We start from the raw sequence: 14,499 nt of genomic DNA, 5'->3' as shown, positions 1-14,499 counted from the left end.
CATTGTGCAGCAAGGGATTTGCCATTTATGAGAAAATTCTCATGTAAATTCCCCCCATAAGGTTTGACAGATGTAATCTGTCAGTGGTAGCGTTGACTACGTAAGAAAAAGCACTGCGACTTCGATTACTACAATATTTATGTGTACGTAATCGAATCGAGACCAAGAACGTTCAACTAATTCATCCATTTGGGCTTACTATTCGCGCCAAATTGGTCGCCTCCTGGTTCTACGCGGTTTCAATGTGTCTGCGGTTAAAGTTGCGGGGAATGGCACCTCAAACGTAACCGGGGTAAGGCAGATGCATAATGGCGGCACCTGGGAATTTTTTAACAACGGCCAATTCCGATTTACGCCTGCGGGCTTAGGAGTGGTTGCTCGCACTGATTTGTTCCCGGTGGTTGGTAATTACCGCTCTACTGCCTCCGGCATCACCTTTTCCGGTACGCGCAGTTCGGCTAACCTAACCTCTCGCAATGCTGTAGGAATTAGCGGCACGATTGCGGCTCGCAATGGCGCGATTGGAGCGACTGTCTTGCAACGCACGATTAACATCAATGCAGCGGTCGTGAACGGTACTCCGTTTGGTAACACTATCGATAGAACCGTTCGAATCGATATGAATATGGCCCGAATCGGCTAACAATTACTCATATGCGGGCGATTATGCCCGCTTTCAACCATTGACGGCTCAACATCTCATACGGCAAAACAGTTAACAGATACAGTGAAGGCTGTCTTGCAGGAGCAGATTTTTCAGCAATGGCTCGCTAGCAAGATCCGGGCGAAAACCGTTAGTTTGCACCTATAGGACAATTAGGGTTGGATAGACGGTTAGATGGCGTTATCACCATTGGCAAACCACCTTGCGGACGAGTATTGAAGCGATAGATGGGCTGAAACTGATAGCCCGGCACAGGCGAAAAGCGGTACTCTCGTAATAAAACCGCCAAATTTACTTTCATTTGCATCATTGCTAGCAAATTGCCGATACATACTCGCGGACCGGCAGAAAACGGTAAATAGGCAAACTTGGGGATGGCCTCCGGGTTCCGAAATCGCTCTGGATTGAACTTGAGCGGTTCTGGAAAGTAATCTGCTCGGCGCTGTAAGGTCCAGGGGGAGATCAGGACCAGGCTGAACCTTGCGAGCCTGCTTGAGCAAAATCTCCTGCACGGCCTCGGCGTCATTGATGAAATAAGCGCTTAAACTAAACGCAAACGGAATGCGCAGGTAGTCTCCCTGCTGAGCGAGATGTTCTAAATAGGCAATAGTGTCCTGGCGTATGGCCTCAGCATGGCTGGAGCGGGGCTGGTTAGCGGGCAGAGTCGCCCTTGGAATAGTCAGAGCAGGCATTGATTTGCTTACTCACGTCCCATTGTTGGGTTTAAGGTTTTTAACATAGGCGGGTCAAGATTAGCATATGCGATTAATCGAGGCACTGCAAACTGCGTCTGGATTTGTCTGGATTCATGTGCCCAATTCATGTTGTCCTGATTCTCGTTCCCCTGACTTGCGTCATCAAGCGCTACCAGGTAAGACGGTGTAGCAGATCGGGGAGTAGGGCCATACTGTGGGGTCATACTGTGGGGTCATACTGTGGGGTCATACTGTGGGGTCATACTAGTGTTTGAGTGTTTGAGATGTTACTGCTGTCAATCATTCTTAGCGCTATTACATTTATTTCTCCAAAACCATTTTTTGACTGCACCAGAACTCCAGTTCTTTCAGCAGATCAAACCCGGCAGCACCACCGCCGATACGATCCATTCCCTGATGGCCGAGGATCCGCAGCATCCACCCCTCTACTTTGTGATGGCCCGCTACTGGATGCAGCAATTCGGCAGTTCGATTGCAGCCTCGCGGCTCCTACCGGCGTTGATTAGCTTGCTGGGCCTGCCGCTGATGTATGGGCTGGCAATGGAGCTGTTTGCAAGTTCCTCTACCGCTCTGCTGGCAACGGCATTTTTGGCTCTTTCCCCGTTCGATATTCTGTTTGCACAAACGGCACGACAGTATAGTTTGCTGACAATTGTGATTTTGGGCAGCAGTTGGCTGTTGCTGCGAGCGATGCGGCAGTCCACCGCAAGACGTTGGGCTGGCTATGGGTTAAGCGTAGCGCTAGGGTTATATACCCATCCGTTTTTTGCCCTGACACTGCTAGCCCATGCTGGCTATGTGCTCGGCATGAGTGCAATATCTGCTCGTGCTGTGGATTTGGGCTGGAGCTGGCAGGTAGTTGCAAAGGGGGTGAAGGATAGACGGATGTGGGGGTTTGGGCTAAGCGTTCTGGCCGCTCTGCTAGTCTATAGCCCCTGGATTTGGGTGTTACTGCATCAGCACCAGCGAGCCAACGCCACTACAGACTGGACTAGGGCTGAAGTTGGTTTGCCCTATTTGCTAAAGCTATGGACTTTGAGCTTCACCAGTTTGTTTATCGACCTCGACTTTGGGTTTGACAATCCACTCACCTTTCTGGTGCGCCTGCCGTTTGTAGTTTTAATTCTGCTGGCTCTGTATCGCGTCTATCGCCACACCCCAGCCCGAACCTGGCTATTCATTTTCACGACCGTTTTTGTGCCATTTTTGCTGTTAGCCATTCCCGATTTGATCTTGGGTGGTAAACGTTCCGCAGTCAGCCGCTACCTGATTTCTTGCTTTCCAGGTATTCAGTTGGCTGTTGCCTATTTGCTCTCCTATAAAGTTTTGGCAACTAGAGGGGGCGCTAATAACCTGTGGCGCGCTGTTTTGGTGCTGTGTTTGGCGAGTAGTGTGCTTTCTGCCAGCATCAGTGCCGCTTCTGAGAGCTGGTGGAGTAAGGATCTCAGCTATAGCAACGCTGAAATTATTCACCTCGTCAATGCCACAGCAGATCAAAATCCGGTGATGCTCAGCGACATGGGCGATGACTACACCAACATGGGAGACTTAGTTTCCCTCAGCTATGGCCTGCAACCCAATGTGCGGCTGTTTTTAGTCAGCGCCACACCCGATCTGACTCCATTGGCTCAGGAGTCTAACGTTTTTGTGTTTCGGGCCTCCCAGTCGCTAGAAGCGGCGATTAAACAGCAGGGCTGGCAGCTAACGCCCGTATCAGATCGAGCTAGGCTGTGGCGAATTGCTCAGGGTCTGTCGAGATCTTCCATTGAGAGGAAGATCTCTGAAACTAGCTAAGCTCCAGTAAGGTGGATGGGTGGATGGGACTGGGGCCGCTGGGGCTAAAAGTTTTGCCTTCGCTGCGTACAGGCCAACAGCACTGCAGGCATTCGGCTGAATCAGGAGTTGATAGATTAGGCGGAAAATCGGTCATACTCTGATCGGTTGAATCGGTCGTCCTTCCGTTAGTGCGCTTACCTTGATTTGGTATTCTATGGAATTTTTGTTCTCTGCCGCTGTGGTGCTGCTGGTTTTTCTGCTGGGGGCAGCGGTGGGTAGCTTTTTGAATGTAGTGATCTATCGCGTTCCTGCAGGACTGTCGATTCTGTGGCCGCCGTCTCGCTGTCCCCATTGCCTCAGACGGCTAAAGGCTTACGATAATGTGCCGGTGCTGGGTTGGTTGTGGCTAAAGGGGCGCTGTCGGTTTTGCAAAACTCGGATTTCAATCCGCTATCCGCTGGTGGAAGCTGCCACGGGCATCCTGTTTGTGCTGGTGGTTTGGGCGTTTGATCTGTCATTGCCGACGCTAGGATACTGGGCCTTTTTTAGCTGGTTGTTGGCGCTGGCCCTGATTGACCTGGATACGATGATCCTCCCCAATTCCCTCACCCAATCAGGGTTGATTGCCGGATTAATCTTTCAAGCGCTCAGTGGCTGGTGGGCTAGCGCTAGCTGGGCTGGAGTCGCCAGTCAGTTGATGACGGGCATTTTAGGGGCGGTGGTTGGCATCTGGCTGCTGGATCTAATTACGCTGATTGGCTCTGTAGCCTTGGGACAACCGGCGATGGGCGGTGGCGATGCCAAATTAGCAGCAATGATGGGAGCCTGGTTGGGCTGGAAGCTACTGCTGCTGGCCGGATTTTTGGCTTGTGCCTTGGGAGCATTTGTGGGCGGAGCCGCGATGGCGCTGGGACTGATTAGCCGTCGCCAACCAATGCCGTTTGGGCCATTTTTAGCCCTGGGTGCGGTATTGGCTGCCTTTTTCGGTCAGGCATTGATTTCCGGCTATCGTCAGTTATTTTTTCCGACGCTATAACTAGTTCTTTCACACTCTAACTGAGGGAACTTGAGCTTTTTAGATCGGGTCTCTCTCCTTCATAAACAGATTGATAGGCGTTGCCCTCCCAAAGGGTAGGAGGGTTAGAGAAAATCAAGAGCCAGAGCTAGCTTCAGCATCCCCGAAATCGTTTACAACCGTGCCCTCAATCGATCCCACCCGAAGTCGCGAGGCTTGACCGACAAGATTAAAAACCGACAAGATTAAAAATTTAGCTCAAATCTTTCTTCGGATGAATGTCAAGCTGGGTTAGGCCAATTAGGATAGAAACCGTCTGAGCCGTGTGATCGTTGATCTGGCAACTCTTTCTGGCGAGTTTAGCTAGTTAGCAAGTCAATCAGCGGTTCGTTTTGTTTGCTGAAACCAACCATAAGCCTGATTTTGAAACCGTTTTTAGAGACCGTGAATTATTCAACGTAAAACCAACATAAGAAATGGATGGAGAGCCTATCGCGATCTGGCGTTTGATTTCTTTAAGCAACGGCCTGAGCTGACAATGGGATTGGGTTTCGGCCAAACCCCTAACCGAATTGTCACCAGCCGCCAATGGTACTATCCCTATTTTTATCTGGATCAGAAAGTGGAAGGGCAAATCGGGCAATTGTTGCCTTCTCCTTACCAGAATGTTCGCTATGCAGAACTATGGCAGGAGGACAGGTACCCAGAGCAGGATTACTACAAACAGTTAGTCGAAACGAAACAACCACGGTGGTACGAGCCTTATAAGTGGTATGGCATCAAAATTACCACTTATGCCCATCCAATCGTGGACGACCGCAACAATCTACTGGGGTTAGCGACGCTAGACGTGAACGTCACTGCGATTCGAGAACAGGTACAAGATCCAGTTCTGAATGATAAGGGGTATTATGCCATCCTGAGCGAGCAAGGAAACGTCCTAGCCTATCCACCAGACCCACAGAAAGCCAACGAGTTAGTCAACCACAAAGACATACCGCAACTCGATGCCATTTGGCAGAAAATCGGTGCAGAGGAGACAGGCTTTGTGCAAATGGGTGGCGACTATTGGGCCTTTCAGCGAGTTGACGGCACCAACTGGGTGATGCTGGCCGCAGTTCCGACCTCGGTAGTGACCAATCCAGTGCTTGCCAGTACTTTTGCGAGTGCCTTGGGAGCAGGAGGCGTTTTGGCAGTGGTGGTGCTGCTGTTTATTCGTCGGCTCAATCAACGCTTACAGCCTCTGCTTGACCAGTGCGACCGCTTGGCTGAAACTGACGCTCAACGGCTAAAACGGCTAGGATTGGAGGAGGCAGCCGGCTTTGAACAAATGGAGATCCAGGATGCCGATGAATTGGAAATTGTGACAAAGTCATTCCAGCAGGTCACAACCCGACTCGATGATTCGTTCAAGGCGCTCGAAGAAACCAACAAGGTGCTGGAACAGCGGGTTGAGGAGCGGACCCTCGAATTGAAACAGGCCCAGGCAGCCACCGAGAAAGATAAGCAAACGCTGCAAAGACGCGCGCTAGAACTTTTGCGAGAGGTAGACCCAATCAGTAAAGGAGATCTGACGATTCGCGCCAAGGTTACGCCCGATGAAATTGGTACCCTGGCCGACTCCTACAACGCCACCGTTGCCAGCTTGCGCAAAATTGTCACGCAGGTACAGGACGCAGCAGCTCAGGTCACAGAAACCACAACTGGCAGTGCTGCTTACATCCAAGCACTATCGGTAGAAGCTTCACGCCAAGCAGTGGAAATGGCGGCGGCTCTACAACGCATTGAAGATATGGCTGAAGTAGTGCGGACCGTTGGTATGAATGCAGAACAAGCCGAGGTCATGGTACAACAGGCTGCCGAAACCGTACAGGCTGGAGATGCAGCAATGAACCGAACTGTAGATGGAATTCAAACAATTCGGGCTACAGTGGCAGAGACGGCTAAGAAGGTCAAACACTTGGGAGAATCGCACACTCAAGGCCGGCAACATCGATGGTTTCTGTGCAGGCGAGCCGTGGAACACCCATGCGATCAAGGAAAACATCGGATTTGTAATTACCCATGACCTGGATCTGTGGATCGGCCACCCAGAAAAGGTGCTGGGTGTGCGGGAAGACTGGGCCAATCAGTATCCCCAAACCCACTTGGCCCTGGTTAAGGCGCTGCTAGAAGCCTGCGAATACTGCGACGACCGCCGTAATCGGCCCCAAATTGCCGAATTGCTTGCCAAGCCTGAGTACGTGGGTGCAGAGCTAGAGTACATTCGGGCTGGCTTCCTCGATCCCTACGATCGCGGGGACGGCAAACCGCCAGAACAACTGCTCCGGTTCAACCAGTTCCACATCGATATCACCAACTGTCCGAGTCGCGCCGAAGGACTCTGGATCCTCACTCAGCTCGCTCGCTGGGGCATTACTCCCTTCCCGCGCAACTGGATCGAGATTCTCGATCGCGTCCGCCGCATGGATGTATACGGTGAAGCCGCTCGCCAACTCGACTTTCCCGATCTAGAACCCAACCGCGAACCGTTTGCCCTATTCGACGGCACCGTCTTTGATCCAGATGACCCAATTGGCTACCTCAACAGCCTCCGGATCAAGCGCGAAATCCGCATCGAGGAAATCGACATCGATCATCCGGCGATTGTGGTTGCGGCCTGATCGAAACCGTCATCTGTCCTGAATCCCTTTCTCGTTTATTCGATTTCTGTCTGATTGGCTCCGATTAGCTCCGATTAGTTCTGATTGCATTCGTCCCAACTGTTTTTCTTAAGTCCACAAATTCTTCTTCGCTGACCTTCTACCTCATATGCAGACTCTATCTAACATCAACGTTCAACTGAACGACGCCCCTCTCGACCAGGATGCTTTTTTGGTCATCGACAATGTATCCAAAGTTTACCCCACTCCCAATGGTCCCCATGTCGTTCTAGATGGTGTCAACCTCAGCGTTCGCGAAGGTGAGTTTGTTTGCATCATCGGTCACTCTGGCTGTGGTAAGTCAACTTTGCTAGATATGGTGTCTGGTTTTCGGCAGCCCACCGAAGGGCAGGTGCGGCTCCAGTCCGAGCCAATTGTGAAGCCGGGTCCCGACCGCATGGTGGTGTTTCAAAACTATTCGCTGTTGCCCTGGTTCACCGCCTTCGAGAATATCTACCTGGGCATCGACTCGGTATGGCCCGACAAACCCAAGGCCGAAAAAGAAGCGATCGCTCGCGATCACCTCGCCCTGGTTGGTTTAACAGAAGCTGCCGACAAAAAGCCCAAGCAACTCTCTGGCGGCATGAAACAACGGGTTTGTATTGCTAGAGCGCTGGCTCTGCGGCCTCAGGTGCTGATTCTGGACGAACCCTTTGGTGCCCTAGATCCGATCACCCGCGAAGAGCTGCAAGAGGAACTGCTGAAGATCTGGACCGAGCATCAGGTGACGGTGCTGATGATTACCCACGACATCGGCTGGTCCGCAGGCGACTTGCCTTGAGTAGGTTTGGACGACTGATTGGCCCGATGAGAACGCAACCGATCGCGGGCTTGGTTCAGTTCCTTCAATTTTTGATGGGCGATTTCTTGCAGGCGCGGATTGTCCTTTGGCAGGCGATCCGGGTGCCAAACAAACGCTAAATCGCGATAGGCCTGGTTCACCTCTTCGAGAGACGCGCCAGGTTCCAGGCCAAGAACTTTATAGTAGCTATCGAGATCACTCATCGATGTCGGCACAATTTATATTCATGCTACAAGCTCAGATGGGTGGGATGCACATGAAATCAGAAAAATTTCGGTTTCGCTGAGGACGATCTGGAGGAATCTAAAGGGAACCTAGAAAGAGTGGCAGAGTTGGCAATTTAAACACCGAACAGTCCAAGCCGCGATTTGAGTACAAGATTTCGTCAAAAAACGCTGACTTTATAGTGCTTTTTTAAGAGCTACCATTTTCTAGCAGGCAGACTGATAGAATCGTTGCTGCAGTCGATTTAGCTCGCTTTGTTATAAGGTGGCGATTTCGATCAAAGCCTCGACAGGTTTACCATTTCAGCACTAGACTAAGACATTATTCCTAGCTTTGTGCATCAGCAGATACAGAATTAAATATGCGTAAAGTCCTCCCCGCGCCTCCCCAGATTTCCGCAATTACTCAAGCGATTTCTCACCAAGCTACTGTTCCTGTGCGGGCCACTGGTGCCTTTGCTCTGATGGATAGCCTTAGACGCCACGGAGTCAAGCACATTTTTGGCTACCCAGGCGGCGCTATTTTGCCGATCTATGACGAACTTTACCGCAGTGAAGCTGCCGGACACTTACAGCATATTCTGGTCCGGCATGAACAAGGCGCTGCCCATGCTGCTGATGGTTATGCTCGCGCCACGGGTAAGGTCGGGGTTTGCTTCGGTACATCCGGTCCGGGTGCCACCAATTTGGTGACTGGGATCGCTACTGCCCAAATGGACTCGATTCCGCTCGTGGTGATCACGGGGCAGGTGGGTCGTGCCGCGATTGGCAGCGATGCCTTTCAAGAAACCGACATCTACGGGATCACCCTGCCGATTGTGAAGCATTCCTATGTTGTGCGTGATCCCCGCGATATGGCGCGGATTGTAGCAGAAGCGTTTCACATTGCCTCTACAGGTCGCCCTGGCCCAGTGCTGATCGATATTCCTAAGGATGTGGGGCTGGAAGAGTTTGAGTATGTTCCAGTAGAACCCGGCAGTGTTAAATTGCCCGGATATCGCCCCACCGTAAAGGGCAACCCTCGCCAAATCATCCAGGCTCTGAAGCTGATTCGAGAGGCGCAGCGTCCTTTGCTCTACGTTGGCGGCGGCGCAATCGCATCGGGTGCTCATGCCGAAATTCACGAGCTAGCTGAACGGTACAATATTCCTGTAACCACTACGCTGATGGGGTTAGGGGTATTTGATGAGCACCATCCCCTCTCGGTTGGCATGTTGCCAACTGCAGTTCTTTTTGGATCATCATCTCAGAAATGGCGGCGGCTCCTACTCCATTTTCAACCACCGCCTTGATCATTTCACTGGTGTTCAAAACTAGCACCACATTCAGCTGAGCACTATTGATTCCCCAGTTCTGGAGTGCTTGCTCGAACATTTGTTGCGTTCCAGACCCTGGTTCCCGCATCACCCAAGCCGTTTGCAGTAAGTCGGTTAATCGAACTACGCCCTGCTCATACCAGGAATGGGTCTTACCGACGATAATTTGCAGCCGGTCGCTGTCTACTGCCTGCTGCTCCAGACAATGGCGGAGATCTGGTTTGACTTCTCCGGTCACGAGTCCCAGATCAAATAATCCCGATGCAGCTCCTTCACAGATTTCCTCAGCATTGGCCAGAATGCAGTTGACCGTAATACCAGGGTATTGCTGCTTAAATTCACTGATGCGTTCGGGCAGCCAGTAGTTGCCAATTGTCAGGCTGGATCCAATTCGCAGTTCGCCGCGCTGTAAGCTTGTGAGTTCCTGCAAGCCCCGTTTAGTGAGTTCCACCTGATCGAGAATTTTTTGCACCTCGGTTTTCAGCAATTTACCCGCATCAGTAATTTCGACTCGTCTACCAACGCGATGGAACAGTTTCAGATTATATTCTTTTTCCAAGCTTTGAATTGCCGCACTCACCGCAGGCTGAGTGATATAGAGTTCTTCTGCCGCACGAGTAAAGTGGAGATGTTCTACAACCGCCAAAAAAATTCGCAACTGCTCTAACGTCATTCTGCTCCACACATCAATGTAGCTAAAAGAACTCTTTGCTACCTACAGGTGATTAAGTTTGGGCTTGAAACGGGTTGGGATACAGATGGCACTGGGCCTCTATACCAACTTCTAGATGACAATCGCTCAAGGGTGAGGCGACACAAAGCAACACATAGCCTTGCTGAATTTGGGATGGTTTGAGAGCAATTGCCCTCGGTTGTTCTACCTCACCCTGAAGCAAACGAGCTGCACAGGTGATGCAAGCTCCAATCCGGCAGCCAACGGGTAGCTTTAGCCCGGTTTGCTCAATGGCCTCCAGAATGTACTCCTGCTCGGCCACTTCCAGCCTCAGGCCATCTCGATTCACCAACACGATCTGGTGCGTTTTCATCATTAACCCACCCCAAGCCAATGAGCATCTACCGTTACTAATACCAATTCTTACAGCATTCACAAATTGATTGTGAACAGGGGGTGTGGGGGCAACGCCCCCACGCAGGGGTTCCACCCCTGCACCCCGTTCAGATCCGATCAAGGATTGCTGTATGCTGTGAAATTTTCCAGGCAAGATTCAAATCCGGCTGTTCTCGTCATTCAATCAAGGGTGTGGTCATGGTTCAGTTCTGGTTGCCGCTGGTGCAGTCTCAACGGGCGATTGCGGTGATTCGGGCGGCGGATCTTGAAAGCGGGATTGCAATGGCAAAGGCGGTAGCGGCAGGCGGCATGAAGCGCATCGTGGCCTCGTAGGCGTTTGCCCGTTCAAAGTAGATGGCTGCTGCACTCTGATCCAACTTTATTGCAGCCGAGAAATCAGCAATAGCTGCGGCGTATTCCTCCAAGTTTGCATAGGTCAATCCACGATTAAAATAGGCGTCAACATTACGTGGATCCTTAGCGATCAGGCTGGTGTAAGCGGCGATCGCACGGCGATAATCAGCAAAACCATCGATCACTTTCCCCCATCTGATAAGAGCCACGCCTCGATTTAGATAAGCGGCCGCCTGGCTGGGGTCCATCGAGATCACCTTGGAATAGTCCGCTATCGCACCGGTAAACATCTCTCGCGCAAGACGCATATCGCCTCGGCGGTAATAATGCTTTAAATCGTTGGGCCCTAGGCGAATTGCCTCGGTATAATCCGCCTCTGCGCGGTCGTAATTCTTTTGCAGCTCATAAACGCTCGCTCGATTTGAGAAAAGGTCAGGGTCCCGTGGATCAAGCGAGATCCCTTTTGTTAGATCCTCTATCGCTTTATCAAACTGGTTCAGACGCTTATAGGCAATTCCTCGATTGTTGTAAGCGTTTACAAATCCCGGATCTATTTGGATGGCTCGTGTATAGTCTGCGACGGCTTCAGTAAATCGCCGTGCAGCAAGATTTGCATTCCCTTGCTCAAAATGTGCCACGGCATTCTGTCCGATAACATCTGGAACGGCAACAAAAAGAAATGCGGCAAAGAACGCCGCCAAAATAATATTTATGCGCATATCTAATGCTGGACACTATATGTCCGCTATCTCATTTACGAATGATTTTATGATCGGTTCCCTTAAAACCAACTGGACCTTTTCTTTGATGAGCCTCCGAAGATGCTGCCCAGGACTCCGCGGACGATCGTGTTGCCAATCTGTCGGCCAATAGATGTAGAAGCGGAGCGGGCAGCGCTTTTCATTACAGATTGAACGATGGAGTCAGGTTGTCTTGCAGCCGAGCGTTCGGCCCTTGCTTGGCGCTCTGCCTCTTTTTGTGCTTCAAGCTGTGCTTTGGCCTCGGCTGCTTCAGCCGCTTTTTCCTCGGCCCGCTTTGCCAATATCTCGAATGCAGATTCACGGTCAACCGCCGTGTCATAGATACCTGCCACAAGCGATGTCCCGATAAGCTGCTGACGCTGTTCTGGAGAGATCGGCCCGATCTGGCTCACAGGCGGAACGACGAACGCGCGATCGACCATCGTCGGCACACCTTTTTCATCCAGCAGCGATATAAGCACCTCGCCCACGCCGAGTTCAGAAATGGTCTTTACAGTATCCAGGCCCGGATTTTCCCGGAAGCTTTTTGCTGCGACCTTGACCGCTTCCTGTTCTTTCGGCGTGTAAGCACGAAGTGCGTGCTGAACGCGATTGCCGAGCTGGGCAAGAACCTTATCAGGAATATCCGCGGGGCTTTGCGTTACGAAATAAACACCCACGCCCTTTGAGCGTATCAGCCTTACGACCTTGGAGTTCTTCCATCATTTATAAAGTTCGTATTTTTCTATGTATTTTGCAACTGCAAGGGGAATATCATTCCGGCGATCGAGAGTTCCGTCGGCAAGATCTTCACGAAGTTCGGTTGCTGAGGTGTTATAAACAACAGCATCGGTTATATAGATCGCTGTCTTGTTCTTGATCGAAGATGGGAAAGGGTGTATTTTGCTCGATCTTAGATCTATTATCCGCTCTCGGATCCGATCTGAAACATGATCTATATTGATCGGATATCCGGGCCTCGTAACCACGATGTGGTTACAGGCGAGTAAAACCTTTTCCCATTCTTTCCATGTTTTAATGTCTCGCCATGAGTCCGCCCCCATCACAAAGAAAACCTTGTCCTTGGGGTGAATATCTTTTAACTCGGCTAAAGTATCGATCGTGTATCGCTTTTCTTGTTTCTCAATTTCCAAGGTTGATACAGCAATACCTGCCTGGTCTTGGGTCGCCAGACATAACATAGCATAACGGTGGAACTCCGAGGTCGGTTTTGTGTCAGGTTTGTGAGGGGCGTGGAACGCAGGCAAAAAGTAAAATCGGTCAAGCTCAAATAAGACGAAGAGAGCCTTTGCTATTTCAAGATGGCCATTATGGACAGGATCGAATGTTCCTCCAAAATATGCAACTCGCTTATTCATCTAGCGACCTCTTCGGTCAACATCTCTTTTGCAGTCAGTTCCTCAAGGCGTTTAGAGATCGCGTATACCAATTCTTTAACGCCAGTGTTGGTAACTGAGGAAATAGCGAAAAAGGGCTTCCTATCTTTCTGAGCCCTTTGCTTTAGTTTTTCAAGCCTTTCATCATCATCCAGTGCATCGATCTTTGTTGCGACAACGATCTGTGGCCGATCGGCGAGGTCGCTGCTGTAATTAGCTAGTTCTTGATCTATCACATCGTAATCTTTTTCTGGATCACGCCCTGAGGATGAAGAGACATCAACAAGATGAAGGAGCATTTTTGTCCGCTCAATATGCCGCAGGAACCGATCGCCGAGGCCGGCTCCTTCCGATGCTCCTTCAATAAGCCCGGGAATGTCCGCAACCACGAAAGTCTTGTAATCTCCTATATCAACAACACCAAGATTCGGCTCAAGGGTAGTGAATGGATAATCGGCGATCTTAGGCTTTGCGGCCGAGATCACACTAATGAGAGTTGATTTACCAACATTAGGGAATCCTAGGAGACCTACGTCAGCGATCAGCTTCAATTCTAATTGAAGCTCTTTTTCCTCACCCGGGCGGCCGGTGTAATGAAATTTAGGGGCGCGTCTGGTTGGCGTTGCGAAATGGGCATTGCCCCAGCCACCTTTTCCGCCTTTTGCTGCAAGAAATCGCTGACCGGCTTTTGTGAAATCAAAAAGTAATTCAGAGGTTGTGGCGTCGAATACTTGGGTTCCAACCGGCACACGGACGGTGATCGACTCGCCGTCTTTGCCGCTCCGATTCGATCCTTCACCGAAACCCTTCGTAGCTGAAGTTAGCCTCTGGGTAACGCTGACAAACGGTTTGCCAATAGCGCTGATCCGGCATAGCTCCCCAAATTTTTAGGCCAACTCCAGCCTGCTGAGCAGCCAAAATCGCATCCTCAATGCCTTTTTCTGGCGCAATCCGGCCAACCCAGCCTAAGCAGTTTTCTGCTTCCGCCTTAAATTGGTACAACGATAAATCCAGGCCATTGCTCAAACAGCGACAGCGCTCACTGAAGGAGAAGGTAGCTGCTTGGGCGTGGCTATGAACGCCGATGGTGCCGGGAAACCGCTCGACGGTTTGCGCAATTATCTGATCCATCGCATCGGTGAGCGATCCCATACTGACTAAATGAGCAATCGGACGCTCAAAAAAAGGAGTCAAGTAAAACGGCAGCCAGTCATAGGCAAAATTGAGCAGCAGATCGTAGCGATACTGGATCTGGCGAGCACAGTCCCAGAGGTTTGCCAGCACCGAATTACCAGGAAAACTAATTGGCGATTGCCGCTCCTGGGTTTGGGCTGTGGGCTGAAGCGCCCCTGAAACCGAAATGACCTCAATGCCTTCTAGCACCGAGCCATTTGGAGCCAAAACGCTCACCTGATGCCCGCGCTGCTGCATTGCCTGAGCAATATTGCGTAGGGTTAGCTCAACACCGCCACCCAGCCCCGAACCGATTGGCCCCACTGGTGTAGAGATAAATAGCACCTTCAGGAAGGTTCGGTTTCCTGTACTTGGCATGATTTGTTTCCTACCTGACTAACCGGATTTGGAAAGCTACAATCGAGGTTGTTTATGTGATTGGCATTGATACGCCATTCATGTACCCGAGGTCCAGGCAGAATCAGTTTGCCGCTACCTTTTTTACCATAGTTAGCTTTCACACAGCCATCTAGGTGCCATTGACAAAGCTG

At 50.9% G+C, this 14,499-nt stretch carries 15 protein-coding genes and 1 pseudogene; 7 read left to right on the top strand and 9 right to left on the bottom strand.

The annotated features are described in order from the left end of the window. The first annotated feature begins 244 nt into the window (after positions 1–244). Positions 245–643, top strand: a complete 399-nt coding sequence (locus JVX88_RS29545) for a hypothetical protein (RefSeq protein WP_211622063.1) — start codon at positions 245–247, stop codon at positions 641–643. A gap of 151 nt (positions 644–794) precedes the next feature. Here JVX88_RS29545 and JVX88_RS29540 read toward each other — a convergent pair whose 3' ends face one another. Further along, entirely contained in the window at positions 795–1,190 is a 396-nt protein-coding gene (locus JVX88_RS29540; RefSeq protein ID WP_211622062.1) for a cytochrome P450, read from the bottom strand. Between the two features lie 511 nt (positions 1,191–1,701). On the opposite strand from JVX88_RS29540, the gene JVX88_RS29535 reads away from it, so the two are divergent. From JVX88_RS29535 to JVX88_RS29520, 5 genes are all read left to right on the top strand, one after another. Further along, the gene (locus tag JVX88_RS29535) at positions 1,702–3,174 is read left to right on the top strand and encodes a glycosyltransferase family 39 protein (RefSeq protein ID WP_211622061.1); all 1,473 of its coding nucleotides are present in this window, start codon (positions 1,702–1,704) and stop codon (positions 3,172–3,174) included. A gap of 196 nt (positions 3,175–3,370) precedes the next feature. Next, entirely contained in the window at positions 3,371–4,192 is an 822-nt protein-coding gene (locus JVX88_RS29530; RefSeq protein WP_211622060.1) for a prepilin peptidase, read from the top strand. Between the two features lie 517 nt (positions 4,193–4,709). Then, a complete protein-coding gene (locus tag JVX88_RS41240) occupies positions 4,710–6,239 on the top strand; it encodes a methyl-accepting chemotaxis protein (protein ID WP_263975298.1) in 1,530 nt (509 codons plus the stop codon). Beyond that, a complete protein-coding gene (locus JVX88_RS29525; RefSeq protein WP_263975647.1) occupies positions 6,163–6,834 on the top strand; it encodes an ABC transporter substrate-binding protein in 672 nt (223 codons plus the stop codon). Before JVX88_RS41240 ends, JVX88_RS29525 begins: the two co-directional genes overlap by 77 nt. A gap of 148 nt (positions 6,835–6,982) precedes the next feature. After that, positions 6,983–7,654 (top strand): ABC transporter ATP-binding protein, encoded by a 672-nt coding sequence (locus JVX88_RS29520; protein ID WP_211622058.1) that lies wholly within the window; start codon positions 6,983–6,985, stop codon positions 7,652–7,654. On the opposite strand, the gene JVX88_RS29515 is transcribed toward JVX88_RS29520, so the two are convergent. Next, positions 7,594–7,878, bottom strand: a complete 285-nt coding sequence (locus tag JVX88_RS29515; protein WP_211622057.1) for a J domain-containing protein — start codon at positions 7,876–7,878, stop codon at positions 7,594–7,596. The genes JVX88_RS29520 and JVX88_RS29515 overlap by 61 nt on opposite strands. 383 nt (positions 7,879–8,261) lie before the next feature. Here JVX88_RS29515 and JVX88_RS29510 point away from each other — a divergent pair. Next, positions 8,262–9,062: pseudogene (locus tag JVX88_RS29510) on the top strand (thiamine pyrophosphate-binding protein); the annotation flags it as partial. On the opposite strand, the gene JVX88_RS29505 reads toward JVX88_RS29510, so the two are convergent. The 7 genes from JVX88_RS29505 to JVX88_RS29475 form a co-directional block, all read right to left on the bottom strand. After that, positions 9,058–9,888 carry a LysR substrate-binding domain-containing protein gene (locus tag JVX88_RS29505; RefSeq protein WP_211622056.1) on the bottom strand — a complete coding sequence of 277 codons (831 nt, stop codon included), beginning with the start codon at positions 9,886–9,888 and terminating at the stop codon, positions 9,058–9,060. The pseudogene JVX88_RS29510 and the gene JVX88_RS29505 sit on opposite strands and share 5 nt — an antisense overlap. A 52-nt stretch (positions 9,889–9,940) precedes the next feature. Continuing rightward, complete coding sequence (locus JVX88_RS29500; protein ID WP_225931214.1) at positions 9,941–10,264, bottom strand: 2Fe-2S iron-sulfur cluster-binding protein; 324 nt, start codon at positions 10,262–10,264, stop codon at positions 9,941–9,943. Positions 10,265–10,514: 250 nt separating this feature from the next. Then, on the bottom strand, positions 10,515–11,357 hold the full coding sequence (locus tag JVX88_RS29495) for a tetratricopeptide repeat protein (RefSeq protein WP_211622055.1): 843 nt from the start codon (positions 11,355–11,357) through the stop codon (positions 10,515–10,517). A gap of 62 nt (positions 11,358–11,419) precedes the next feature. Beyond that, positions 11,420–12,076 carry a DUF853 domain-containing protein gene (locus JVX88_RS29490; protein WP_263975646.1) on the bottom strand — a complete coding sequence of 219 codons (657 nt, stop codon included), beginning with the start codon at positions 12,074–12,076 and terminating at the stop codon, positions 11,420–11,422. Positions 12,077–12,100: 24 nt separating this feature from the next. Beyond that, a complete protein-coding gene (gene nadD / locus JVX88_RS29485) occupies positions 12,101–12,757 on the bottom strand; it encodes a nicotinate-nucleotide adenylyltransferase (protein ID WP_211622053.1) in 657 nt (218 codons plus the stop codon). Continuing rightward, the gene (gene cgtA / locus JVX88_RS29480; protein WP_225931764.1) at positions 12,754–13,632 is read right to left on the bottom strand and encodes an Obg family GTPase CgtA; all 879 of its coding nucleotides are present in this window, start codon (positions 13,630–13,632) and stop codon (positions 12,754–12,756) included. The genes nadD and cgtA overlap by 4 nt, the downstream gene beginning before the upstream one ends. Beyond that, the gene (locus tag JVX88_RS29475; protein ID WP_211622052.1) at positions 13,571–14,326 is read right to left on the bottom strand and encodes a glycosyltransferase; all 756 of its coding nucleotides are present in this window, start codon (positions 14,324–14,326) and stop codon (positions 13,571–13,573) included. The genes cgtA and JVX88_RS29475 overlap by 62 nt, the downstream gene beginning before the upstream one ends. Positions 14,327–14,499 lie beyond the last annotated feature (173 nt).

The sequence above is a fragment of the Leptolyngbya sp. 7M genome, assembly GCF_018128485.1.
This window is presented reverse-complemented; position numbering and strand designations above follow the sequence as displayed.